Source organism: Paenibacillus sp. 01T424 (assembly GCF_056398745.1).
Window position 1 is genome coordinate 147,411 of the sequence record NZ_JBFTPZ010000001.1, and the last position, 25,620, is coordinate 173,030.

Sequence of the window (25,620 nt, forward strand, 5' to 3'; positions counted from 1 at the left end):
TTAAGGTCGGGGTTTTACATGCTGATGGCGAGCCTTGGTTATACAACACTACAATTATTTTAACTTTACTTATTGTTCAAGCAATTTATCCAACAAGCGAACAATCATCGCAACTGACTCGGCACGGGAAGCAGATTCATTTGGTTTGAACAATCCGCTGCCTTTACCGCTTACGATACCTGCACTAGCAAAAGCATTAATTGGTTCAGAAGCCCAGTTCGTGACTACATCCGAGAACGGATTGGTTGCGCTAGGAACATAGTTCGTCAACCGAGCTAGCATTGCAACGATTTCAGCACGGGAAATTTTTTGATTAGGATGGAAAGAACCATCGCTATAACCTGTAATTATCCCATTAGCCTGTAATGCTGCAATCGCTTCTGAGGCCCAATGCCCCTTGGTGTCAGAGAAGGAAGCACTGTTTGAATTCGTTAAACCAAAAGCTTTTGCAAGCATCGTGGCGAACTCGGCGCGAGTTACATTTTCATTCGGATGGTAAGAACCATCACTATAGCCTTTTACAATCCCCATCTTAGCAGCACGCTCCACTACTAAAGCACTCCACGAAGATGCTGGGACGTCCGTAAATTTTAAAGCAGGAGCAGATTTCTCTTTTTCCACGATAGCCTTAACTACATCCACATCGATCTTGTCGTTGAAGACTGGTTTCGTAATCGTTGGTGTCGATGTTGGCGCCGGCGTTGCTTTTGGTGTTGATGTTGGTGTTGATGTTGGCGTTGGTGTTGGCGTTGGTGTCGGCGTTGGCTCAACTCCCGTTGTTTTCACGACAGTAAACTCATCGATCTTATTACCCGCACTTGTACGTGCTTCCACATGAATCCCGTCCTCAGTAATTTCAATAGCGGAATATACTGGCACGTCCTCATCAAAGATATGTTTCAAATAATTATATTGTGTACCATCATAAAATTTCCAGCCCGATGCACCACCATCAAGATAAACGGTACCTTCATTTGTATCCTTATTGGGCTTACCATCTTGCATTGGATAGGTACGCGCATACACATGATCATGACCTACTAGAACCAAATCAACTTTTTTCTCTTCTAAAATAGGTGCAAAATACGTTTGTGTATACTCAACAAGGGTTTCTCGACCATTTTCTGTATGGTAGGCAGGACGATGGAACATAACGATAGTCCATTTTTTACCATTTTTATTTAAATCTTCTTCGAGCCAAGCTGCTTGATCTATCATTTGTTCCTCTGTACCCTCTGAGTTCAATACGACAAAATGAGTATCATCAACCTCATAAGAGTAAGCATATTGAAGCTGAGATTCTGGTCCGTTCGTTGGGAAATTCGCCCCTTTGGTGAATACTTCTTTCCCTTCACTCTTCACATCATGATTACCCAATGTTAGAGCAGTTGGAATTTTTGTTGCGTAGACCGCAGATGCTTGCCAGAATTTCTGCCATTCTTCAAATGCGCCGCCTACATCAACCATATCTCCACCATGCATAATAAACTGTGTGGATGGATGTTGTTTCAAAGCGTTAGTCATTAGTTCTTGATAGGCTTGTATGCCTTGTGATTGATTCGTATGAGAATCTGTAATAAACAAGAATGAGGTCGGTGTTGATTTATTCTGATCAACTGTCGAATATTCATACCACGCCGACCAATTGCCCTCATAACCTACACGATATTTATAGGCGGTATTTGCTTTCAAACCTTCAATCAGAGCATTATGAAACCGGATTTCACCCTTCGTTCCATTTTCCTTCATACTAAGCACTTGAAGCTCACTCTCAGCTTGATGTTGTTTTACATGTTTGATATCAGGACTTTCTCCTGTTCCCCATTCACTAGCTTCAATGTATTCAAGATAAGTAATGGTTTGGTCTGGCTTTGTTTGCCAAGCAGCGCTCAGCTCAGAAGACATATCTTCTGCCACATAGGTTTGAACATATTGAGGTGCATCTGTACCGTATTGCTCCACGACTTCATAATTGACAACTTTACTGTTCTTATCACCGTTGACCGCTTGAACCTGATAGGTTCCAAGTGCCAATGTAGTTAGGTCTGTCGTTAATTGTCCTTTAGCATCTGTTTTACCAAGGCTGCTGTTCAATAACTGACTGCTAACATCCGATTCAGAAATATAACCTGTTGTTTGACCATCTGCGAAAATAATTTCGAATAATCCATCTTCAGCTTTTGCAGAAGCATAGTAACGTTCACCAGCTTTTGCAACCATTAATACCTCAGAAGACGTATCGTCATCCTCATATACATTAGACGTTACGGTGTTAACGGTAACTACTGAGCTTTGCTTTAATAATCCAATGAAAACAATGTCCGCACCTTCATACGGCTTGCCCACATGGTCTAATACTGTAAATGTAGAAGGCGTGCCTAAACCAACTCCCGTCATTTCCAGCTGATATGGAAATGCGATGGTATAGTGAATAGGAGCAGCGAGTGGTGAGCTAGTCTGAGCTTCGCCAGCTGTAAGATTTGTATTGCTCATGGTTATGGTCTTGTAAGCTTCACCACGCTCCAGCGCGGCATGAGAGCTCACTCTGAAGTTAACCGTAACGGAATTATGGGCTGCTGCTACGTTATTAAGTGCTACTTTAACCATCCCATGCTCATTATCAATATCTGAGGTTAGGGCAACACCAGTCGCCTGAGTAATGCTTTCAACTTGAAGAATACCCTTATCATAATTTAGTGCAAATTCTGCCTGTTCTGCATTCAAATAATCTTTGATACCTACTTGTACAGAGTAGATTTCGTTGCTTATTGCTTCTTTGTTAGCAGTCATGAACAATCGTTCTCCTGCATTCACTGTGAAGGCGAATGTTTTCCCTGACGGGTTACCAACCTTATCCTTCACTTCAATCACAAGCTCATGATAACCGCCATCCACATATTTTCCTGGGTAGGTTAATACCTTTGTATTTTCAGAATAGTCTACTTTATCCGTTATATTCGTTCCATCCAAAAGAACAGATAAGGTATTCAAATCCAAACCTGATCCTTTATCGTCCAGCTCAACCTTCAATGCATCAAGCGGAGCGCTTAACACTTCATTCGGAACAGGGGCTATAGGTTTAATAGTTGGAACTTCTTTATCCTCGTCAAGTTCCTTATAGATAAAGGTAATATCGTCTACCCAAATCGAGCCTTTATTTTTCTTGCTCATATTCGATTGTTTCAATTGGAAAAACAATTCAAGGACGATCGGACCTGGTTTTCCCTGCGGCACATCCGCCTCAATATATTTCCAACCAGACCAGTCTACACCCATTTGATTTACATCATAAAATTCTGCTTGGAATGAAGATCCGCCTTTATCTCTAAATTTTGTCGTTAGCAAATGTCCTTCATTGTTCCCATAAACCCACATCCCTACTTTAGTAGGGTAGCCTGTTACTGGAATATTCCCTGTTTTATACCCGACTTCAATTTGAGAAGGGTTATCTACGATGCCAATCATATCGTAATCAATTCTAGCTGAATATTGTCCATTTCTTACATGCTTCTTGTTGTTCTCCAAGTGCAGCGTAGCATCATACATGCGTTTAGGATTAAATTTCACATCTGAGATTCCATCTTCAAAATCTTCAACGATAACATTTGGCGATGCTTCATCTACTGCAAAGACATGGTTTTTTTGACCAAAACCGCTATGTAGTCCCCCTCCTAGCAGCGTTATAATGGATGCAATTACTATTGTCTTGCGTAATACTTTTGCTCTCATTACGTTTCCTTCTCCCTTAATAAAATGGTTAGTCAATGAGAACTATAACAGTGCATTGTAAAATTAAACCTCCTTAACTATTAAGAAATTTTATTTTTATTCACAAAAATTGTAATTAAGCGTCCTTTCGAGTTTAGCTGTGATGGAAAAAAAGCGAGTAGGAAATACAAAAAAACCCGATCTCATTCGATCGGGTTTTCTATTTCCGCGGAATTAATTCATCGTACTTTCCCCAGCGCCTCTCTAAGTTCTACACTATGGATTGACGACTATTCCACGATTTTTAGTTTTTTTGGAGTACATGCCCCTTTACAAAGCCGCTTCCGCAGTCTCAAACTGGCTATTGTACAATTCAGCATAGAAGCCGTTTGCCGCAAGAAGCTCGTAATGATTGCCGCTTTCGATAATATCGCCGTCCTTCATGACGAGAATAATATCGGCATTCTTGATCGTAGACAACCTGTGCGCGATAACAAAAGAAGTTCGTCCTGCCATCAACCGGTCCATCGCTTCCTGAATGAGAAGCTCTGTTCTCGTATCGACAGAGCTTGTTGCCTCGTCGAGGATGAGCAGTGGGGCGTTCGCAATGAGCGCTCTTGCAATCGTGATGAGCTGTTTCTGACCTGCGGAAAGGTTCACTTGCTCGTTCAATACCGTGTCGTAGCCATTCGTTAAGGTTCGGATAAAATGATCAATACCGACAGCCTTGCAGACGGCCTTCACATCAGCATCGGTAACCCCTTGCTTGTTGAAGACGATATTTTCCTTGATCGTTCCCTCGAACAGCCATGTATCCTGAAGCACCATACAGAATTGTTCATGAACATTTTCCCGAGGAAGCTCATGGATTGGAACGCCATCGATAGCGATTTCCCCGCCATTCAGCTCATAGAATCGCATCAGCAAATTGACGATCGTCGTCTTCCCTGCACCCGTCGGCCCGACGATGGCGATCTTCTGACCAGGCAAAGCACGGGCTGAGAAATCGTGAATAATGAGCTTATTCGGATCATATCCGAAGGAAACGTTCCGGAATTCGACCTGCCCCTTAACATCCTTAAGCACCTTCGATTTATGGTTCTCGTCCTCAAGCTCTTTCTCTTCCAAAAATTCAAAAACGCGCGCGGCTGCGGCTGCAGTTGATTGCAGACTAGTCGCAGCTTGTGCAATTTGCCCCAAGGGCTGCGTGAACAATCGAACATAAAGCATGAAAGCGACGATGACACCAAACGAAATATGACCATTCATCGCTAATGCTCCGCCGACAATACAGACCGACACATAACCGAAGTTTCCGACAAACATCATGAGCGGCATCGTCAAGCCGGATAGAAACTGCGACTTCCATGAGCTTTCATATAATTTATCGTTTATTTGATTAAAAGTTTCTTTCGCCTTTCGCTCTCCATTATAGACCTTAACCACATCGTAGCCAGAGTATATTTCTTCGACATGGCCATTCATCGCACCAAGATTCGCCTGCTGGTGAACGAAATGAGTTTGTGATTTTTTGATCATCACGGTCATAAAGGCAAATCCTAGAAACGTCGAAATGATTGCCGTCAACGTCATCCATACGTTTGTATAGAACATCATGACCAAGGAGCCGACCAGCATTGTTACAGAAGTAACAAGCATCCCGACGCTTTGATTCATCGTTTGCCCGATCGTGTCGATGTCGTTCGTGACGCGGCTCAGCACGTCTCCATTGCTCGTGGAATCAAAATATTTGAGCGGAAGCTTATTGATCTTCTGGGAAATGCGCGTACGCAAGCTTTTCGATACCTTCTGTGTTACCGTAGCCATAATATAGCCTTGGAAGAACGAGAAGATGACGCTTAATCCATATAGAACAGCAAGCAATATACCAATGCTGCTAATCGCGTCCATGTCAATTTCGCCCATTAACCCTTTGGTAATATGATCCGTCATATCTTTCAGCTTGCTTGGCCCGACAATCGTAAATATCGTGCCTACCACGGACAGCAGCAGAGCCACGACAATAAGAGGAATGTACGGCTTGCAATAGGCGACGAGCTTGCCCATTGTGCCTTTGAAATCGATGTTTTGCTTGGTAGCGACCTGTTGTTTAGCCAATTTCAAGCTCCTCCTTCGATAACTGAGAGTTCGCGATCTGACGATATACCTCGCAGGTTTGAAGCAGCTCTTGATGCGTGCCTCTTCCTACAATTTTGCCTTCGTCTAGAACGAGTATGAGATCGGCTTCCTTAATCGTTCCGATTCGCTGCCCCACAATTAGGTTGGTAGCTCCAGCTGTTTCTTGATTCAACATGGAACGCAGCTGGCGGTCGGTTTTGTAATCAAGTGCAGAGAAGGAGTCGTCAAAAATATAAATGTCAGGCTTACGGTAGATAGCCCTAGCGATGGATAACCGCTGCTTCTGTCCGCCGGACAAATTCGAGCCGCCTTGCGAGATCGTGCCCTCATACCCGCCTTCCAGCTTCTCGACAAACTCTTGCCCCTTAGCGATCGCTACCGCTTTCTTCACATCGTCCGCCGAGCCAGCCACATGCCCATTATCACCATAAGCAACGTTGGACGTTACTGTTCCGCTGAACAATACGGCTTTCTGAGGAACATAACCAAGCTTGTTATGCAGATCTTTCAGTGAGTAATCCTTCACATTCATTCCCGCAACAACCACTTCGCCGTCCGTCACATCGTAAAACCTTGGAATTAAGTTCATCATTGTACTCTTGCCGCTACCCGTGGAGCCGATAAACGCAACCGTCTCTCCCCTGCGTGCAACGAAGCTGATATCCCTAAGCACATATTCATCCGAATCCGCATACTTGAAGCTGACATTCCGGAATTCAATCTCTCCTGCTTTCGCAGCATTAGTCGATTTCGAACTGCCATCCTTGATGCTTGGTTCTGTATTTAATACTTCCATGACACGCTTGGCAGCAACCGACGCCCGCGGCAGCATGAAGAAAACCATCGACAGCATCATAAAGGCCATGACGATCTGCATGGCATAGGACGAGAAAATGACCATGTCGCTAAACAAGCCTAATCTAGCTGCTGTATCCGCTCCATTAATCAGATACGCACCGATCCAATAAATCGCCAAGCTTAATCCGCTCATGATTAGACTCATGACCGGCATCATTAATGCCATTAATCGGCTCGTGAATAGATTCGCATCGGTTAACTCCCGATTTGCATACTCGAACTTTGCTTCTTGGCTCGGTCCAGCATTATAAGCACGAATGACACGTAGACCTTGAAGCCCTTCTCTCGTTACTCGGTTCAGTTGATCCGTTAGTCCTTGAATCATTCTGAACTTCGGCATGGCGAACAAAATAACGATCGCGATCATGAGAAGAAGCAGTGCAACCGAAATACCAGACGAGAGCGTCCATTGCCAGCTCTTGCTTGAGATTTTCACAATTGCCCAGCCTGCCAAAATAGGCGCTTTAATCATGACCTGCAGCCCCATCGCCACAATCGTTTGTACTTGCGTAATATCGTTCGTGGAACGCGTAATGAGGCTTGCTGTTGAAAATTGATTCATCTCGGCCATGGAGAATGATTCAACCTTGTCGAAGAGCAGGCTTCTAAGCCTCTTAGCGAGTGATGCAGCGCTCTTCGCGACCAAATAAACAACGATGAAGGACGCAATTAAGCTTCCAATGGCACACAGCATCATATAGGCGCCTGGCTCCCATACCTCGTTTAAGGAGCTGCCTTCCGTCTGCACCAGCTTTGTGATTTCTGCCAAATAATCGGGAAGCTTGAGATCGAGCCATACCTGGAACACGATAAATGCAGTACTGATGACGATAAACCAAACATTTTTGGGATTGAAATACTTCAAAATCTTAAGCATTTATCAAACGCTCCTTCTCCATGTTGTTAGCCATAGAACTGTAAGCCTACTAACTATATTACAATAATAAAAGCCGCTCTAACAACTTCGACGACTACTCCAAATTCTTTTTGATTTTATCGAGCACATTAAAAAAAGTATCCATCTCCTCTTGCGATAGACCTTTCTTAATTTCACGCTCCAATTCAACGTATTTTAAAATAATGGCTTCATGGTATTCAATAGCTTTTGGCGTAAGAATAATCCTCTTTAGTCTTGCATCATAAGGAACAGACTCTCTCGTTATGAGATTATTTTTCTCCATCAACTGCAAAATCTTACTCGCGGTCGAACGCCGAATCGTGAACTGGCTCTCGAAATCGCGTTGAAAAATCTCCTTGTGCTGGTTCTCAACAAAGTACCTCAGCACCCATCCATGCATGCCAGTCAATTGATCGCCATATTTTTGACTCATAAACCCGCTAACCTGTCTATGCAGCATATTTCTTAGCGTTCTAAGTTCGAGCGCAACTGATCGATCTCTGTTCATTTTCGCCCCCCTTTACCTATCATCTCCAGCTCTTTCCTCATTTTATCACAATTATTGTTAGTCAACTAACATTAATTATACATTAGAAGCTTTTAACTACAATGAACATCAAAGAGGAGCTGTCCTCGCGGCAGCTCCCTCCTACTAGCTCATCTCTTATAACATTTTAGACAGCTATCTACTTTCTACATAAATCTTATCCGATTTCGATGGTTCTTCTAGAAGTTTAATTAATTTAATCAAAAGAACAGGCTCTTCTTCTCGGAATTGGTCAAAGCGGAGCCTCAACCGTTTAAATACTTCCTTATCTTCGCGAATAACATGGCGAATGTATTGATCTCTTAGCTTCATCGCCCGTCTTGTTATATCCTTGTAGCCTTCCACAAGCTCTTCGTCATAAGGGATTACCCCCTCTTCTACAAGATATCCGATTCGCTCGCTCATCATTTTTTTATGCTCCCAGAGAACGTGAAGATGTCTCGCATCATTGCGGTCACCTAGCCTAGAATCGTTTTGTTCTACAGCATCAAAGTACATTTGCAGATAGTTATACACCTTGATTCCGAAAGCTTCCTCGTCTGGATTGTAATTAATTCGGTTTAAATGAGTCTCGCCATTAACATAATCGAGCAGTTGGTCGATCGCGGCCGTTTTATCAAAAGGATAAGCAGAATGAGGTGCATATTTGTAAAAATACGTATGATGATCAGACGTGAGTTTCTCCTTCAAAAGCTTTCGCATAGAACCTGCAGCATCCTGAAACTCATGGAATGGGATCTTCACATTACGGTACACCCCCGTATGATCGAACATGGAAGCATCGAACATATTTTCCTCCCAGTCAAAACCGTACAGAAAAAGATGATGAGGGAACGGCTCTTTCTGATAAGAAGCTGCCGGTGACAGCTTGGCTTCATCCACAAACACAATGCAGTAATAGCCGCTGCGGATCTGATCCGCGAAAAATTTCGGCCAGTCATCCAATGCCAAATTATCTAGAATCGTATAATTCACAGAGCATGTTAGAAGAAATGGGTTATTGAAATTCAACTCGTTTGGCTTGCCCCGAAAAAAATCGATAAAATATTGCCTGCCGTCCTCCAGAAATTTTGTGGTGCAAGATAACTGGATAAAGTTGCTGTAATACCAAGGAATTGTTTCTTCGTGGACGCTGGTGATTGAAAGGGTGTAGGCCCATCGTAAAAATCCTTTAAGTGGCGGATTCAACACGGGAAGCTGTACCGCGTTCATATGATTCGCCTCCTTCTAATGAGTATTCGGGAAGCGTAACCGGTAAAGTTCCTTCAGGCTCAAGCTTGCCCAGTAAAACGCTAGAAAGGGCCTGCAATGTTAGCGGATGATGCTCATAACAGGCTAGGAAACCTTTAGCTTCTGGAAATGCCGCGAGATCAACGGGGTTGCGAAGGGAGATCGGAATGACTTTGTTCCCACCTGCCAAAAGCTTCCGAACCAAAACGGTCTGCCCGTGATTTGAAGCCGTATGGAATATTCCCACGATGATTTGCCCATATCCATCCGCTTCGGAGATCAAGTCCGCAATCTCATCCGTACTCGGACTAGTCCTATACAAACGCTCCGTGAACTTTGCCTTCATTAAAGGATATAGAAAGCTGCCGAGGGTATCATCGTATATCGGTTCATCCTCAGACTTGCAAGCAGCCGCCATCTGCGGCCAAAGCACAAGCGTGTCGACTTCGGAAGACAACTGGCAAAAATTCGGTTCACGGTTCACCGAGGTAATGCTTTTCTCGCGAAGCAGCTTAATCGTCCGAAGTGTTTGCGAATGATCGAGATAGGTCCGCGTTTCTTCCCAGCTGCGCTCTCGCAGCTCTCCGATGCGGAGCTCCTTAAGGAGAAGAATGCGCTCCACGGAAGCATCAATCCGATCTTCAGGCAGACGCCCATCTGCTACCGCATCTTCCAGTGCAGCTGCCGCCTCCAGCTGGCTTTCGTACGTATGGCTGACGAGAAGAAGATCTGCTCCAGCAAGTACGGCTCTTACGACTGCCTCCCCGACGCCAATGCCTTGCGTTACAGCGTTCATTTCCATGCAATCCGTTACGATAAGCCCCTTGAAATCCAGCTCTTCCCGTAGCAGACCCGTCAATACTTCATGAGAATGTGTGGCTGGAACAGACAAACCGCCGCTTAGCAATGGAATCCCGACATGGGCAGTCATTACGGCTTCAGCCCCTGCCCGCGCACATCGCCGAAACGGTACAAGCTCGACAGACCGCAGTCGCTCAAGAGAATGCCTCACGACTGGCAGCTCTGCGTGCGAATCTACTTCTGTGTCGCCATGCCCAGGAAAATGCTTAATAACAGAGACGATGCCTCCATCCTGAAAGCCAAGCATTGCGGCGATTCCGAGCTCAGCGACAAGTTCAGCTTCGTCGCCGTATGCCCGAACATCAATAATCGGATTTCGCGGATTGACGTTAATATCGACCACCGGCGCGAAATTCATATTGATGCCTAGCAACTTCAGCTCCTTTGCCGTTCCCTTTGCAGCTTCATAGAGCAGTAAAGGATCACGTGCCGCTCCCAAAGCCATTGCCGCTGGCAGCTGTGAAATTCCCTGTCTTAATCGGACGACCATGCCACCTTCCTGATCTGTTCCGATCCATAGCGGTATGCCTGTTGCACCCGCAGCCATTTGTTGGAGTTTCTTCGTTAAAGCATATGCCTGCTCAGGGTTGTCCAAATTACGGGAAAAGAACACGACTCCCCCGATGAAATGGTTTTGCAAGAGGTCGCCAATATTCGCATCCGGCGTAAGTCCCTCGAAGCCTACCATAAGCATCTGCCCAATTTTCTCTTTCATCGTAAGCTGGTTACAAGCTCTCATCTGTATTCCTCCTCTGACGTTACAATTGCGTCCAATCGAATAAAACGCCTAACAAATCAGGCTTACTCCCGGAGAGCCGGGAATAAACCGATACAGCTTCGAGCGGGCTTGCTTCTTCCGTTATGAGACTTGCGACGTCCAATTTCCCACGACGGATAGATTCGAATATGAACATGTTCATATCCTCCTCCGTCCAGCCATTAAAACCTTCCATCATTCGGCCGTGAATGCCTAATATGCTGACCGAATTAAAAACGACTTTGGGACCGATCGTCTGTTTTGAAGGCTCTGTCGAGTCACCTAACAGAATGACTTTTCCGAGGTCCCGTGTCAGCTGTGTGCAGTAGGGCAATACCGCATAAGAACCCGTCACATCATATATCGTGTCCAGCATTTTGCCATCAGTAAGTTGTTCTACCGCTCCGAATGCTTCGGCTACCGTAAGATTCAGCAGATCGGTCGCACCGCTTCTAAGGGCTTGGTTCAGGCGGGTGCTTTCCGGAGCAATCGCAATAATCTGCCTTGCACCACTGGAATTCAGATACTGAATGACAAGCTGGCCGATAAGACCAAGTCCAACAACTCCCACTCTTTCACCAAAGGCGGGTTCTGCGCGCAGAATCCCTAGAAGAGCAACCTTCGCAATCTGTGTAAAAACCGCCTCTTCGTCACGGATTGAATCTGGTATAATTGCCGCTTCCTTATAGTCTGCGAGGAAATATTGCCGGTGACCAGCCGGGCAGATGACCCGATCGCCGGGCTTTATTCCCTCCACTCCAATGCCTGTCTCCAGCACTTGCGCCGCCATCGAGTAACCGGGATAGAATGGATACCGAACCCAAGAGGACCAGACCGTTCCTTCATCGAAACGCCCCTTTAGACAAGCCAGCTCCGTTCCTGTACTTATTAGTGATTTTTTGGCTGCACATAAAATTTGTCCTCGTTCTGGCTTCGGCACCTGTTCCTCTAAAAGCTCAATTCGATCTGGCGCCTGAAAAACGCAATTTATCGAGGTACGGTCTTGCGTTGTCGCCATGTCCGGCATGCGATGACACTTCCTTTTCTAGGCATGGGATATAGATGCTGATATTTGTAATTTCCTTATGATCGCAAAATCATCTTAACTGCTCGCGCTGCTATATCCCTTCACAGCCTGATTCCAAAGCAGCCGTACAGCTGCGAAGAGCAGAAGGGAACCGATCAGCGCCATTCCTGCATATAACCAGCTGAGCTGTCCAAGCAGGAACATTGGTCCGAAATTAGTAATAAGAAACAGTGGAATAACGAAGGTCCCGATTCTGCGGACCCAAACAGGATAAATAGCCATAGGGAAATTGTTGGCATCCCAGGCGGAATGGGCGATATCCGACATAGCCCCCGTCTGGACGAACCAGAATGAAAGCAGCGCTGGGATAATCATTAGGCAGTACGTGATGACAACCGAGACCAGCAGCATTAAAGCAAATCCCGCAAGTTGAAGGAACGACAACGGAATATCCATCGCATGCCAGCCGATTCCGACCATAGTGAAACCGACCAAAATATCGGGAATTGGCAGCGCCAGATCGACGTATCGCAAAGATGCCATGAACTGCAGGGAAACGGGCTTCGTAATCATCAAATCAAGCGAGCCGTCTTTAATATACTCAGGAATTTTCATGAAATTTGTAAAAAACAACCCGACATACATTCCCGTAACGACGGTGTGCATGCCTATAAATAGGAGCAACCCTTCGGGCGGTATGCCTTCTACATGTAGATCAGTGCGAAACACGACGAGCACATACAAAAGCTTGGCAAGCAGATAGACAGATTCGACAAGCAGGCTCATCACAAAATTGCCCCGAAACTCCATCTGAGCGATGAGACAATTTTTGATAAACATACCGTACAGGCGCAAGTATTTTCTCGCAATTTTAAACATATGGAACGTCTGCTACCCCCCAACCGCCGAATATTTCTTTATGGATACGCGCCAAGTCAGACGGGAAATGAGCAAGAAGAGCAATATCCATCCAACCTGAATAAACAGCCCCTGATACATAGCCATCGTCCCTGTTTTACCGCTCAGAACATTCACCGGAAAATAAATGGTATACGGAAAAGGAGTATATTGAAGCGCCTTTACAACCGATTCCCCGAAAATTTCCAAAGGGAACATGCCACCGCTCAAAATATTGACTAGCAAACTTGTAATCACAAAAAAGTATGAGATTTCATGCAAATAAAAAGCGCTGGCGCAAATGCAGTAGGCGATCAAAAAGTTGAGCAGAAGCGCACCCCACAGCGTCACAGTGAACAAGATTATACGTACGACCTCGATATCCAGCACATCCCTAGCGGCTGAAATCCAGATCATACAAATAAGCAAAAGTGCGGTAATAACGTAATAAATCGCCTTTTGACCGATAAAAGACATCAGCCGGTACCCGAAGTAGCTGACTGGCTTAATCAAATATTTGTTAAGGCCGCCATTCTTAATATCGCCGGCAATCTCGTGCTCAAACTGGGTAGCAATCAGCTTGGACACCAGCCCTGCCAAGATCGTATACAAAATAATTTGACCATATGAATACGAGAACAACGCCGTTTTGCCGGAATGTTCGTACACCGCCGTCCAAATAAAATATTGAACGAGAATCGGAAAAGCAGCCCCAAGAAGACCAAGAAAGAAGTGAAATCGGTATTCCATCGAATGCTGGACACCCACCCTAAAAACGGCCATGTACAATCTGCGTCTGTTCATCCTACGGCTTCCTTGCGATAGAGCATGGAAATGCTCTCCTCGATCGGTACGTCTTCTATCGTCCAGTCGATGATTGGAAACGAATCGAGCACGGCGCGCGACACTTCCTTTAAGCGATGCTTGGGCAGCTCTAAAACAACGTTGCATTCGTCTCCGCTTACAATTTTCCCGAATTTGGCCAGCCGCTGCTGGGCAACAGGTTCGGAGAAGTGCAGCCTTATAATTTTCTGCTCGTCAAACAGGTCGTTGATCTTGTGAAGATCCCCATCGTACAGAAGACTTCCTTCATTAATAATGATCGTCCGCTTGCAGAGGTCCTCCACATCCTTCATGTAATGGCTCGTAAGCAAAATCGTCGCACCAAACTGCTCATTGTAGTATTTCAGAAACTCTCTAACCTTCTTCTGGGAGGGGAAATCAAGCCCGATCGTCGGTTCATCGAGATAAAGCAGCCTAGGGCGGTGGATAAGCGCGGCGATCAGCTCCATTTTCATCCTTTCGCCCAGCGACAGCCTGCGTACCTGCACGTTCAGAAGATCCTGCACATCTAGCATTTCCGATAGCTCTGCAAGACTCCGGTGGTAGAGATTATCCTCGACGTCATAAATGCATTTGTTCAAATAAATCGATTCGTTAGCTGGAAGGTCCCACCAAAGCTGATTTTTCTGCCCCATCACAATGGAAAATAGCCGTTTGAACTCATTCTTCCGCTCCCATGGCACATAGCCAAACACATCGGCTTCTCCGCCTGTCGGATAGAGAATGCCAGACAGCATTTTGAGCGTTGTTGTTTTACCCGCCCCGTTTGGACCGAGAAATCCGACGCATTCGCCGGGGCCTATGTCAAAAGAAAGAGATTTGACCGCTTCCTTCACCAGCGACTTGCGAGCAAATAAATTTTTCAGCGAATTTTTAAGCCCCGCAGCTTTCCGATAGTACACGAACGATTTGTGCAGCTCCCGCACACGGATATAGTCCATCCCCGTTCCTCCTGGCTTAAACTCCATTGTTGTACAGCAGCACACACTTAGAGCATATCGGCATTAAACCGCAGGCAACAATTTCGCGCTGTTTCCGAAGATCTTCACCGTGAAAAACATCGGCTACGCTTTCCTCGTACAAATTGCCAACACTGAATTCCGGGAAAAATTTGCACGGATTCACTTTGCCGTCCGGCATCACATCCATCCGATTCGAGATCGAAAAGCACTTCGTACGATTCATAGCCGGTTTCTCGCTGCCCCGAATAAATCCTTCCACCTCTTCGGGCTCCAGCGCAGGCTGATAACGGACACGCACATTCCAAATTCGGGAATTCACGCGATTAAGCTCTTCGAGCAAAATATCAAAATTGTCTGGCGAGATGTGAAACGTGAAGGAGTGCCAACTATTCTTGTGATCGTCTGCAAAGCGGGAGGCAAGGTGCGGGAAATGAGCATCGAAGTAGGTGTCCATTCTATCCGCCGTATCAGAAGGGATATACCAGGGGAAGCAGAAATAGACAGAATCTACGCCCATCTCTTCAAAAAATTCCATAAAGCTGTAAAGCTTGCCGACCATCTGGTCGTTAACCGTCAAGGCTACAGAAACCTTGCCTTTATATATACCCTGCTTTTTCAGATCCAGCAGCAGCTGAATCGCATGGATTACTTTTTTAAACGTGCCTTTACCTCGGATCGCGTCATTTTCCTTCTCGAAGCCTTCAAGACTGACCAGCATGACCAGATTTTCTGACATTTTCAGAATGGAATCCAGCTTCTGCTCAATGAGAATCGCATTCGTGCAAATCGTCGTGTAACGCTCTTCTTTGGATAGCAGCTCTGCCAGCTCATCGAATTTGGAGTAAAATAACGGTTCGCCGCCCCACAGGAAAACACGTGATTTGCGTGCTCTTGTTTCAGCCAAAATCTTCTCCACGACGGGAATATCGATTTCATCTTTCTTCACTTCTTTGGCAAAACCGTGATGGAAGCCATCCGGATTCCACTCAAAGCAATGTGTGCAGCGTAAGTTGCAGCCATTATTAAGCTTGATTCCTATCTCATAAGGCACGGGTGCTGCATAAGTTGGATCATCTCTGCGCTTCCTTCCGGTTTCCGCCAGCGGAACCAGCGTTCTTTTCATATTACGAAACGTAATTTGGTCAAACGTAACTGCTGTTTTCGGCTGCATAGGTGATCCTCCCGAAATGGTTAATTTTTGACCGATGCTCTAATAATCGTGTGCAAGTCTCCTCGAGCAAATGCTCCGAAAAACGTTGGTTTTTCCACTCCGTAAAGCGGATTCYGAGTCCACAAGATTCCCAATAGGTTGAATTATGGAGCTCATGGTCACCGAATGGCTCCAACATGACAAAAGGGATTCCAAGCGACAACGAATCGTTCAAAGTCGCTCCCCCCGGCTTACTGATGATCGCCCAGCAATTGCGCATCAGCTCGGTGTAAGCTGAGTAATCCTTGAGGGGATACTCCCTGAGAATTCCGTTTTCACGGATATATTGAATCATAGGCGGGAAAGAATGTCTCCCTTGTTTGTCCCTGCTCCATGGGTCCCAGGAGACCTCCGTACCAAAATATCGCATGGACCCGTCGTCCTCCTTCACCTCTGAAGGATCGTAAACAATGACATCCAGACGGTGTCCGAGCATTCGAAGTTCTGAGATCGTCATGGCATAGGTGCCGATTCCCCAGCCACCGCCATGGATCAGAATGCGTCCGGCGCGCTGCCAGAAAGGCAAAGGCTCCGCTTCGTCTGAAGCGATGTAACTGCCCGGAGACTTTTTTTGAAGGTCGTAAAACCAAACGTTCTTATAGACGGGGTACAACTGCTTATGTACCTTAAACGACGGGGTATCCCACGCATCCAGTCGGATCAGCCGGATGTCCAATTGCTTGTTAGAATCTGCCTTGTAACGCTCCAGTATAGGCAGCCAGAAACCCGTAAACACTGCAAAACGGGTGACATCGGCCTGTTTCCAAGCGTTCAGCAGTCTTTGAACCTCTACCTCGTCCAAGGAATTGTCAACGGGTTTGGCCAGCTTATGCCCCATAAGAGCAACGGCGAAATCCGCATGAAATGCTTTTTTGGTGGATCTGATCTTGCTTCGCACTTTTTCGTCATACAAGCTCTCCAGAACGTAAATATCCGTTTCGACTCCTATGCATTGCAGGTACGTATGCAGATGCATAGCCGGAATGTACGCGCCGAGCGAATTACCCGACGCCAGCAAAATAACTGAAGATGAATTCATGCTCAGCTCCCGCGTTCCAAATTTAGTTGTACACTTTAACGGATAAGTCGGCGAGCACCTGTCGCAAGCTGTTAATCAGTTCGCTGCGGTGTTCATCATCTCGGCCTACGACCGAGACATAAAGCCGTCCCTTCGGCATGCCTCGTTTGTATTGCGTTCCCTCCGCCATTCGGCGGCGAGTCAGAATCTCGTTTATCATTACGGTATTGGATGATAGAGGAACAACCCCGTACCCTGAGGGGGTTGTCAACAGAAGTTTAGATGTGTGCAGTGCGTGCAGTAGAGTGCCAAACTCGAAGCCTTCCGGTAATCCGAGGGATAAAAACGTAAGCCAACCGCTATGTCCGTACGTTTCCCAACATTTATCGAGATACGCGTTAATAAGACCCATGGACTTGCGGGCGTTAATCTCTACAATCGATACGACTTCTCCGTCCTCCAATATCATGGAGTCAAAGCAGACAAAGCCGTGGTAGCCGTCTCCCGCCAGCAGACGGAGCGCCTTCTCCATCACGTTGAAATAGCCAGCGTTCTCCAACATGCTGATAAAAACTTCATCCGCTTTGATAGATCCGCTGTAGTTTTGCTGGTGATTAATCATCCGCTGAACTGAAATGAACTCCGCCTCACCACTCTCCTTGATGAACCAGTGAGAGCTGAAATCGGTCTTTTTCTTTAGCAGCGGCTCAAGCAGGAATTGAGAGCGCAAACCTCTTTCCTCCTGTTTATGCAAGTGATCCGTTATTCTTCGCTGCATGGATTCGCTGTCAATGAGCATATTGCCTTTGCCAGCAACGCCGAAGGGATCTTTTAATAAATAGTGCCCCTGCTTCAATAGAGCACTTCCAACCGTCTCTATTTCTGCTGCGCTGTTCGCCTCCATGCCGTAACACTTCTCGCCTATTCTAACCAAGAGCCTGTTGGAATACAGCTTTGAATTAACACGTACAACCGTCTCTAGATCTGGCAAGGAACCGCTAGGTTCGGCGGCGTATAGGTACGCTTCCGTATCCGATGTTATGGCGTACGGGGACACTATTTTGGCAGCACGGGAGAACCTCTCTTCACCCTGTGATTTCATCTGCTGCAAAACCGCACCCTCAGGAAAACCGGAACCGGTCGTCTGAAGCACTTTGTTTGCCGGTTTGGAGAGCCTTGCTTGATCGGCCGCAAGCCTGAACATGCAAGATTTAAATAAGTCCGGTTCGGGCAAGGGATCCTTCTCATCATTCAAATCATAGTGATAACGAGTTCCAAACGAAAAACCTAGCCCATTTAGATACTCATGCAGTGCTGGGTTGATTTTGCAACGGATGTAGAGGATATCATTAGGCCCGCAAAACGGAAAGAGCAGCTCATCCATGCACAGGACAATGGACTCACTATCCTTGTCTGGCATAGCGGGCAGCCGGGCCAGATCAGGATCTCTCCACCTCGTTTCGGGGTCGAAGGTACCCATAACCATTTTCGCAATCACGTCGGCTTTACGACTTTGCATCTTCGTACAACGGCTGGCCTTGCGGCTGGCAGCTTTTCACAAACTGAATAAAAGCTCCGATCGACTGGAGATGCTCATAATCGAATTCGTCATAGTCAATGGCCACATTCAACTGATCCTCGACTTGGAGCATAAACTGGATCATTTGCAAAGAATCAAGGCCAATATCATTGTTCAGATTCGTTTCAGGGGAGAGGGAATGGCGGAGTTCCGGCTGGTCTTCTTTGATCATGCACAAAATATCAGCGATTTTATCGAACATTACTACACTCCTTTAAAGGTTTAATGTATGAGGAGCATCCGAATCCTCACTTTCACAAATTCCAACCAAATAAAAACAAATTCTTGTTTATCCCTCCAATTCCTATAAATTACAATTATTATCATACTCTAGCAAGAATCTGTCAACGAGAATAGAGTAGATCATTTACACTATTTTTCAGTATTATTTCGTGAACACCCTTCGAATAGGTAGCAAGAATCATCTAATTTCAAACCTCGGCATTGGAATACGACAAATTCATACACCAATATTGATTCATTCCATTCAAAACTGACCACTTATTTAGGGCTTTTTAACCTAAAATCCAAAAAACTAATCTAACCATTATTTTGTTGCAGCTAGTTTTAGTTTTTTGTACTATTTTCATCTAAAACAAAAAAGCCCCCCGGAGCTCCCATTCAACTCCGAGGGCTTAATTAGTTTATGGCTGCAGCTGCCACAGCGCGGGAACGTTGCTAGGCTCCCAGCCTGCTAACGAAGTGTGCGGTTGGATACATTTATACGTCGCACCATTGTATGAGACTAGAGCATTCGCTGCATATGCCGTGTTAGCAGCCCATGGTGCAGCGCTTGGCCCTTGAGCCGTCGTAGCGGTGACTGCATTGCTGTTGCCGGATTCGTTTTGAGATGGATCAATAGCACGAACCGTGAACGTATATGACGTATTAGGAGTAAGACCCGTAACGAGCTTCTCGGTAGCTGTGCCCGTTACTGTTGCGACGACATTTGAACCGACATAAATGCGGTAACCAGCGATGCCAGAAGCATCCGTTGAGGCGTTCCACATCAGCGTAAGTGAATTTGAGCCAGCCGCTCCCATGACATGAAGTCCAGACGGGTTAGTTGGCGGAGTCGTGTCGTTCGGGATCTGAACCGTCGTTATTTGTACACTATTGCTGGCTGGAGATCGATTACCGGAGGAATCAAACGCTTTGACGGTTAAGTTATAGGTGGTTCCGGCAATCAAATTCGTCAGGTTGACATTTAATTGATTTCCCGGAACGGTAGCTATTGGCGAGGTGTTAGAGCCGGAATAAATCTCATAACCTGAGACACCATTATTGTCCATTGAAGCTCCCCATGATAGTGAAGCTGTTGTTGTACCGACTGTASCTGCTGTAAGGTTCGTTGGAGTAGTTGGGGCAACGTTGTCTGAAGCGCCAAACTGAACATCAATTACGTTATACCAAGCGTTTGGTGTATCATAAATATCCCATACGGCAAGGATGATTTGATAACCAGTTCTCTCTGGTACACTACAGGTATGGGACAACGTTGCAGGAGGCTGTTGACCGTTCCCCTGTACTGTACAGAACGGTGTCAGATCAAGCTGTGCACGTGAAAGCGGAGCATTCGGATTCCAATCTTGCTTGGTAATAAAATAGCGATAACTTGTCGTCGCATGACGGGCTGTGAACTTCCAAGTAAATGTATTGGTACCGCTGCTAATATTGACCTTATTCCAGCGAGTAGCTGTTTGTTGGTCAAGATTTGCGAAGGCAGCAAGGCCGGCACTGGCGATTTTACCATCTGCAGGTCCAGCTGCTGGAAAACCTTTTAATCCTTCGAGGCTTTGCGGCTCATAAATAATTGCTCCACAGTTCGTATTCAGTCCATTTTTACATTGTATCGCCCGACTTGCAGGATTATCGATATAACCATGAGCAGAAACAGGCTTAACAAAAGCAATCATACTGGTTAATAGGAGCAGCAGACCGAGACAAGCTACCAACACACGCTTTTTCAAACTCGAACTCCTATGAATCTGATTCATCATCACATTACCTCCTAGGTTTTTGGTCTGGTTTTAGAATCCATCCATTTCCTAACAGCATGCGGATATCAGTATCATTTCCCCCCTCTCATCATAGCTGCGACGTCTATAAAGATAGGTTCACTTTTAAGCAACCAACTCCTTTAAAATCCGAATTTATATAAACTCCTAAGAGCTTATACACGCATTAAAAAATGAGCAGTAAAAGCAAAATGGGTATGGTTTGGGTTCATGGGAAGGTGTGAGGTTTGGTAAAAAGCCAAAACTTTCCGGATGTTTGTACCGAAGTGTGGTGGAGATGAATGGCCCTAAAATCGGATTGTAGCTGAGGAATGTTCTATGAATCAATCATAATGTAAACGTTATTATTTTGCACTGCTATTTTAGAACTAATATTTTTTACACTCAAAATAGGTCTTGCACCCAACCCCAACGACCTAAGCTTATGATACAAGGATGTATTTATTACCATTTTTTGTGTTTAAAGACCTAAATTTGTTTTCGTCATTGCAGCATATTAGGATACTTACATGGTTCTCCTATGTTAAATTGCTTTTACTTCTATTTCAGCAATGGTACGTTTATTTTGGGGTTGAACAGGACGATGATTATCAGGGAATATCACTTGAAATGCTTTTATTTGAGCTTTCGACATTTCGATAGGCTTCTCTAGAACAGTCCACTTCACTCCCTCGGAACAAGGTGGAGTCGTCAGTGATCCTTGGTAGCGATAAGCGTCCAGATCACTAGGAAGAAGCTTGCTGAGATCAATTTTGTTTTTCAAAATAAAATCAGCAGCTGTCTTTGTTTTGGGCAGCTTGGACCAAATTTCAGTCAAGGCCGGGTTTCCTTTACCCTCCTTAATAAGTACGCCTAGCACAGCTAGATTTCCAGTCTTGCTCTTATGTACAAAGTGCAGCTCCAAGGGGGATGCTTTTCCGTCTATTAAATGCTCACTCGGTGTATGGAAATGGAATTGAGCCAATGTGTACTTAGTATCGCCTATTGTCAACTGATTGGCAGCTGAAGATGTATTGGCTTGAATGGTATGTCCGCTATTGCCAAAGGTAAAGGTGGTTGGTTTGTAATGGACGGTCACCTTCGTTTTGTTGCCACTTTTATTTGCTTCGTCGCTGTGTATATCGATTGGTGATTGCTCCACTCCAGCACTGCAAGCAGCATATTCCGCATTAAGATGGGCCCAGTGCTCTGGTCCAGTGCTGCCATCATAGCTCCAATGCGGTGCTTCGCTCTCGGATTTTGATGCTGGTGCTGCATAAGCGACAGTTGAAGCTAGTAGAACTAGCATAGCTGCGCTTGTGAGAAATTTAGTCAAACGTGTGCTCATAAATTAATTCATCTCCTTAATAAGTTATGATTGAATGATACAAAAGCGGTACGCTGCTTCGAACACCTCCTACAGTATAGTACCAACAACTTGGATAACTGTAAATAATTAGAAATATTTTGCGCATATTGAATATTTTGAACATAAAACTCATATTTTCATCATGATGATTACTGGCAAACATAAATAATGGAGCAACTGCCGCAGCAGTTGCTCCACTCTCCCGTTTATCATCTACTTTTCAAAAAACTCTTTAGCATATTCTACAACCCCATGGACATCTGAAAGTCCAGCATCTATAAGCTCCAATGCCATAAAGTTATCGTCAGAAACCTCGAATGGTGCTTCGATACCATATTGACTGGCTTTTTTATAACCATACTTCGGATAATACTTATCATGACCCAAAACAATGGAACCTTTATAACCAAGCCGTGCAGCGATTTTGTGGCCTTCTATTATCAGCTGTTTCCCTATGCTCTTGCTTTGCATTTCTGGCAATACAGCAACAGGTGCAAGAGCAATCAGCGTCTGATTGCCTACTTTTATTTCTGTAAAAAGAATATGACCCACGATCTTGTCCTCGTATTCAGCTACAAGAGATAACTCCGGAATATAGTTCGCTGAAAGCCTAAGCCTGTTCACCAAGTTATGCTCATCATGATCTGAATAGTCAGCATTTTCAAATGCTTTTTGTACGACATGGTAGATTTCGTTAACGTCTTCATTGTTTTCTTGTCTAATTATAATATTCATTGGTTCAACCCTCTTTTAGTAGATTATGCCCCCACCATAGCGGCAAAGTTAATATGAATTTCGCTTTGACCTTCTCATTATCACTAAAGCTAGTCATAGAATCAAATGTTTGAACTGTGCCGTCATTCATTTTAGCAGTTACTGCAATTATAAACTCCAATGTCGTGATGTTGCCACAACAAATATGTATCTATATGGAAAATGAGGATATCCTAACTAAACCATACCATATTAACCATCAGATCAGAGGTACTCAGATGATTAATCCAACAGACAACATTAATGACCAGCCGTTGCAAACAGATTTAAACACTAATTTAAAAATGCTGCAGGATAATCTCGGTCATAGCCCTGACCTGGTTTCACGCCATTTCCAAGTGAATTTAGCAAATAATATGCCTATCCATGGAGCTATTGTATATATTGATGGGTTATCAAGCTCAAGCTCTATGCTTCAATCCGTCTATATGGGAAACCATGAGAGCAATCAGTATTCTACCCCTACAGAATTGATGGACTACTATAGAGATCGTGTCATTCCTGAAGGTGCCGTATTTAATCTGACTTTATTTAATGAAGTATTTGAAATGCTGCTTGCTGGAAACAGCATCCTTCTTCTAGATAATTGTGCGCAAGCTCTTTCTGTTGACACAAAAGATTTGAAAGCACGCGCGGTGGAAGAACCTAATGTTCAATCTGTGGTGCGCGGTCCCCGTGAAGGTTTTACTGAAGTGTTGAGTTGGAACACCGCTATGATTCGCAGAAAAATCAACAGTCGGCACCTATGGTTTGAGACCTATAAAATAGGAAGTGTCACTCAGACTGACGTTTCGATCATTTTTATCGAAAATCTTGTTTCGGATAGTGTGCTTGAAATGGTTAGAGAACGATTGCAGAAAATCGATATCGACGGCATTCTTGAAAGCAACTATATAGAAGAACATATTCAAGATAAGAAATATTCACCTTTTCCAACCATATTTAATTCGGAGAGACCTGATGTGGTTGCTGCTGGTTTGCTGGAGGGAAGAGTCGCGATTATGGTGGATGGAACTCCATTTGCACTGCTCGTTCCTGCACTGTTTACGCAGTTTTTTCAATCAAGCGAGGATTATTACGAACGGACGGATTTCAGCACACTGATTCGTTTGCTCCGCTTTTTGTGTTTTCTTATAGCTACCATTACACCCTCTTTCTATATTGCGATTACAACGTTTCACCAAGAGCTGCTTCCAACGACATTGCTCTATAACCTAGCCAGCCAGCGAGAAGGCGTTCCTTTCCCAGCCTTTATAGAAGCGCTGGTCATGGAGATTACCTTTGAGATTCTCCGTGAGGCCAGTGTACGAATGCCAAAAACGATTGGACAATCGATCTCCATCGTAGGAACACTGGTTGTCGGACAAGCCGCTGTAGAAGCTGGCCTCGTCAGCGCTGCCATGGTGATTGTGGTTTCCATAACGGCCATTTCGAATTTCGTACTCCCTGCTTTTAATCTAGGCATTGCGGCTCGGATTATCCGGTTTTTGCTGATGATCATGGCAGCATCCTTTGGATTGTACGGCGTATTTATCTGTATCATTGGGATCATTTTTCATCTATGCAGCCTCACGTCATTTGGCGTTCCTTATATGGCGCCGCTAGCTCCCTTCAACCGAACAGATCAGAAAGATACTCTTTTTCGTATGCCATTGCGCTCCATGATTACACGCCCCAAAAGCCTTAAACCAAAAAATCTAATGAGGCAGAAAAAATCATGATACGTTCTACTTCATTTTTCAGGCTGGCGCTCGTCGTCATCGTTCTTCTAATCTCCGCCATTCTCATGACTGCTTGCTGGAGCAGACATGAGTTAAACGAGCTTAGCATCGTGGTAGGGCTTGCTATCGATAAGAAAGGCGATAAATACAATGTAACCGTACAGATTGTTAATCCAGGCCAGGTAAGCAATAAACAAGCAGGATCAAACCACTACAGTCCAGTAGTCGCCTATGAAGCAATAGGCGTTTCAATACCGGATGCCCTCAGCAGAATGACAGTTAAAGCAGCACGACAGCTCTATTACCCACACCTGCGGATATTGATTATAGGTGAGGAAGTGGCACGCAGCGGAATCAGCAAGCCGCTTGATTTTATCGCAAGAAACCGTGAGATGAGAACAGATTTTTATCTCATTGTAGCTAAAAAAACAACAGCTAGTGAACTTTTAAACATGTACAGCCCTATAGATCCGATTCCTGCGAATAACTTGTACACCAAGCTGGAGACCTCTGACCGAATATGGGCTGCAACCGGAAAAATCACATTGGACAAGCTGATTCAAGATTTATCCCAGCAAGGAAAAGGTGCGACTTTAACCGCTATCGAAATCGAAGGCAATCCTTCAAAAGGCGATAAAATAACTGATGCTGTAAATGTTGAACCAAAGGTCATCCTCAAATACACCGGTATGGCCGCTTTCAAACGGGATCGTATGGTAGGCTGGCTGAATGAAAACGACACAAAGGCGCTCAATTATATTCAAAATAATATTGTCAAAACAACTGGCACGATTGCATGTCCGGAAAGCAAAGGGAACGTAAGTCTTCAAGTCGTCCACTCTCATACGGATATACGCGTAAATACGAAAAATGAAACTCCTGCATTCGAAGTCATTTTAAAAACGGAGCAGGATATAACAGACATTAGCTGCGAGCTTGATATCACTCAGCCGGAAACGTTAGCCAAATTAAACAAGCTGGCCGATAAGACACTGGAAGATATACTGAGCCGCACGATTCACAAATTTCAAAAGCAAGTTAAAGCAGATATATTTGGATTTGGTTCAGCACTTCATCGTTCCAACCCGAAAATGTGGCATGGCATTAACGATTGGGATAAAATATTCGAAAATGTGAATATCACCGTTCAATCTCAGTGCACTATTCGGCGAATTGGGACTACGGTACAGTCTATTAGAAGCACAATTAAAAAATAGGTGGCGGC

The 25,620-nt window shown here is 44.9% G+C and carries 19 protein-coding genes; 2 read left to right on the plus strand and 17 right to left on the minus strand.

Features of this window, described 5'->3' with window-relative positions:
- Positions 1–69: 69 nt before the first annotated feature.
- From AC1DPK_RS00545 to AC1DPK_RS00625, 17 genes are all read right to left on the minus strand, one after another.
- Positions 70–3,729, minus strand: a complete 3,660-nt coding sequence (locus AC1DPK_RS00545) for an S-layer homology domain-containing protein (protein WP_477508929.1) — start codon at positions 3,727–3,729, stop codon at positions 70–72.
- 309 nt (positions 3,730–4,038) lie between these two features.
- Positions 4,039–5,775 (minus strand): ABC transporter ATP-binding protein, encoded by a 1,737-nt coding sequence (locus AC1DPK_RS00550; protein ID WP_083681904.1) that lies wholly within the window; start codon positions 5,773–5,775, stop codon positions 4,039–4,041.
- Positions 5,776–5,818: 43 nt separating this feature from the next.
- Positions 5,819–7,582, minus strand: a complete 1,764-nt coding sequence (locus tag AC1DPK_RS00555; RefSeq protein WP_477508930.1) for an ABC transporter ATP-binding protein — start codon at positions 7,580–7,582, stop codon at positions 5,819–5,821.
- A 94-nt stretch (positions 7,583–7,676) separates the two neighbouring features.
- On the minus strand, positions 7,677–8,111 hold the full coding sequence (locus tag AC1DPK_RS00560) for a MarR family winged helix-turn-helix transcriptional regulator (protein WP_339204315.1): 435 nt from the start codon (positions 8,109–8,111) through the stop codon (positions 7,677–7,679).
- 174 nt (positions 8,112–8,285) lie between these two features.
- Entirely contained in the window at positions 8,286–9,362 is a 1,077-nt protein-coding gene (locus AC1DPK_RS00565) for a hypothetical protein (RefSeq protein WP_477508931.1), read from the minus strand.
- Positions 9,322–10,980 carry a glycoside hydrolase family 3 protein gene (locus AC1DPK_RS00570; protein ID WP_477508932.1) on the minus strand — a complete coding sequence of 553 codons (1,659 nt, stop codon included), beginning with the start codon at positions 10,978–10,980 and terminating at the stop codon, positions 9,322–9,324. Before AC1DPK_RS00570 ends, AC1DPK_RS00565 begins: the two co-directional genes overlap by 41 nt.
- Positions 10,981–10,999: 19 nt before the next feature.
- Positions 11,000–12,025, minus strand: coding sequence for a zinc-dependent alcohol dehydrogenase (locus AC1DPK_RS00575; protein ID WP_477508933.1), 1,026 nt, complete (start codon positions 12,023–12,025; stop codon positions 11,000–11,002).
- Between the two features lie 75 nt (positions 12,026–12,100).
- Entirely contained in the window at positions 12,101–12,904 is an 804-nt protein-coding gene (locus AC1DPK_RS00580) for an ABC transporter permease (RefSeq protein ID WP_477508934.1), read from the minus strand.
- A 12-nt stretch (positions 12,905–12,916) separates the two neighbouring features.
- Positions 12,917–13,726, minus strand: coding sequence for an ABC transporter permease (locus AC1DPK_RS00585; RefSeq protein ID WP_477508935.1), 810 nt, complete (start codon positions 13,724–13,726; stop codon positions 12,917–12,919).
- Positions 13,723–14,706, minus strand: coding sequence for an ABC transporter ATP-binding protein (locus tag AC1DPK_RS00590; RefSeq protein WP_477508936.1), 984 nt, complete (start codon positions 14,704–14,706; stop codon positions 13,723–13,725). Before AC1DPK_RS00590 ends, AC1DPK_RS00585 begins: the two co-directional genes overlap by 4 nt.
- Before the next feature lie 16 nt (positions 14,707–14,722).
- The gene (locus tag AC1DPK_RS00595) at positions 14,723–15,898 is read right to left on the minus strand and encodes a radical SAM protein (RefSeq protein WP_477508937.1); all 1,176 of its coding nucleotides are present in this window, start codon (positions 15,896–15,898) and stop codon (positions 14,723–14,725) included.
- Positions 15,870–16,976: a hypothetical protein gene (locus tag AC1DPK_RS00600; protein ID WP_477508938.1), complete on the minus strand. Its 1,107-nt coding sequence runs from the start codon at positions 16,974–16,976 to the stop codon at positions 15,870–15,872. Before AC1DPK_RS00600 ends, AC1DPK_RS00595 begins: the two co-directional genes overlap by 29 nt.
- Before the next feature lie 22 nt (positions 16,977–16,998).
- Positions 16,999–18,474 (minus strand): ATP-grasp domain-containing protein, encoded by a 1,476-nt coding sequence (locus AC1DPK_RS00605; protein WP_477508939.1) that lies wholly within the window; start codon positions 18,472–18,474, stop codon positions 16,999–17,001.
- Positions 18,461–18,736, minus strand: coding sequence for an acyl carrier protein (locus AC1DPK_RS00610; protein ID WP_339204325.1), 276 nt, complete (start codon positions 18,734–18,736; stop codon positions 18,461–18,463). The genes AC1DPK_RS00605 and AC1DPK_RS00610 overlap by 14 nt, the downstream gene beginning before the upstream one ends.
- 442 nt (positions 18,737–19,178) lie before the next feature.
- Positions 19,179–20,531 (minus strand): lytic polysaccharide monooxygenase, encoded by a 1,353-nt coding sequence (locus AC1DPK_RS00615; RefSeq protein ID WP_477509120.1) that lies wholly within the window; start codon positions 20,529–20,531, stop codon positions 19,179–19,181.
- A gap of 544 nt (positions 20,532–21,075) precedes the next feature.
- On the minus strand, positions 21,076–21,879 hold the full coding sequence (locus tag AC1DPK_RS00620) for a carbonic anhydrase (RefSeq protein ID WP_441880329.1): 804 nt from the start codon (positions 21,877–21,879) through the stop codon (positions 21,076–21,078).
- 234 nt (positions 21,880–22,113) lie between these two features.
- Positions 22,114–22,635, minus strand: a complete 522-nt coding sequence (locus tag AC1DPK_RS00625; protein WP_441880327.1) for a GNAT family N-acetyltransferase — start codon at positions 22,633–22,635, stop codon at positions 22,114–22,116.
- Between the two features lie 257 nt (positions 22,636–22,892).
- Here AC1DPK_RS00625 and AC1DPK_RS00630 point away from each other — a divergent pair, with 257 nt between their 5' ends.
- Complete coding sequence (locus AC1DPK_RS00630; RefSeq protein ID WP_477508940.1) at positions 22,893–24,395, plus strand: spore germination protein; 1,503 nt, start codon at positions 22,893–22,895, stop codon at positions 24,393–24,395.
- Entirely contained in the window at positions 24,392–25,612 is a 1,221-nt protein-coding gene (locus AC1DPK_RS00635; RefSeq protein WP_477508941.1) for a Ger(x)C family spore germination protein, read from the plus strand. The genes AC1DPK_RS00630 and AC1DPK_RS00635 overlap by 4 nt, the downstream gene beginning before the upstream one ends.
- The last annotated feature ends 8 nt before the right edge of the window (positions 25,613–25,620 follow it).

Excerpts from the sequence above, each read along its gene's own strand:
- AC1DPK_RS00545 (WP_477508929.1), bottom strand. The coding sequence starts at position 3,729 with ATGAGAGCAAAAGTATTACGCAAGACAATAGTAATTGCATCCATTATA.
- AC1DPK_RS00550 (WP_083681904.1), bottom strand. The coding sequence starts at position 5,775 with ATGGGCAAGCTCGTCGCCTATTGCAAGCCGTACATTCCTCTTATTGTC.
- AC1DPK_RS00555 (WP_477508930.1), bottom strand. The coding sequence starts at position 7,582 with ATGCTTAAGATTTTGAAGTATTTCAATCCCAAAAATGTTTGGTTTATC.
- AC1DPK_RS00560 (WP_339204315.1), bottom strand. The coding sequence starts at position 8,111 with ATGAACAGAGATCGATCAGTTGCGCTCGAACTTAGAACGCTAAGAAAT.
- AC1DPK_RS00565 (WP_477508931.1), bottom strand. The coding sequence starts at position 9,362 with ATGAACGCGGTACAGCTTCCCGTGTTGAATCCGCCACTTAAAGGATTT.
- AC1DPK_RS00570 (WP_477508932.1), bottom strand. The coding sequence starts at position 10,980 with ATGAGAGCTTGTAACCAGCTTACGATGAAAGAGAAAATTGGGCAGATG.
- AC1DPK_RS00575 (WP_477508933.1), bottom strand. The coding sequence starts at position 12,025 with ATGCCGGACATGGCGACAACGCAAGACCGTACCTCGATAAATTGCGTT.
- AC1DPK_RS00580 (WP_477508934.1), bottom strand. The coding sequence starts at position 12,904 with ATGTTTAAAATTGCGAGAAAATACTTGCGCCTGTACGGTATGTTTATC.
- AC1DPK_RS00585 (WP_477508935.1), bottom strand. The coding sequence starts at position 13,726 with ATGAACAGACGCAGATTGTACATGGCCGTTTTTAGGGTGGGTGTCCAG.
- AC1DPK_RS00590 (WP_477508936.1), bottom strand. The coding sequence starts at position 14,706 with ATGGACTATATCCGTGTGCGGGAGCTGCACAAATCGTTCGTGTACTAT.
- AC1DPK_RS00595 (WP_477508937.1), bottom strand. The coding sequence starts at position 15,898 with ATGCAGCCGAAAACAGCAGTTACGTTTGACCAAATTACGTTTCGTAAT.
- AC1DPK_RS00605 (WP_477508939.1), bottom strand. The coding sequence starts at position 18,474 with ATGCAAAGTCGTAAAGCCGACGTGATTGCGAAAATGGTTATGGGTACC.
- AC1DPK_RS00610 (WP_339204325.1), bottom strand. The coding sequence starts at position 18,736 with ATGTTCGATAAAATCGCTGATATTTTGTGCATGATCAAAGAAGACCAG.
- AC1DPK_RS00620 (WP_441880329.1), bottom strand. The coding sequence starts at position 21,879 with ATGAGCACACGTTTGACTAAATTTCTCACAAGCGCAGCTATGCTAGTT.
- AC1DPK_RS00625 (WP_441880327.1), bottom strand. The coding sequence starts at position 22,635 with ATGAATATTATAATTAGACAAGAAAACAATGAAGACGTTAACGAAATC.
- AC1DPK_RS00630 (WP_477508940.1), top strand. The coding sequence starts at position 22,893 with ATGATTAATCCAACAGACAACATTAATGACCAGCCGTTGCAAACAGAT.
- AC1DPK_RS00635 (WP_477508941.1), top strand. The coding sequence starts at position 24,392 with ATGATACGTTCTACTTCATTTTTCAGGCTGGCGCTCGTCGTCATCGTT.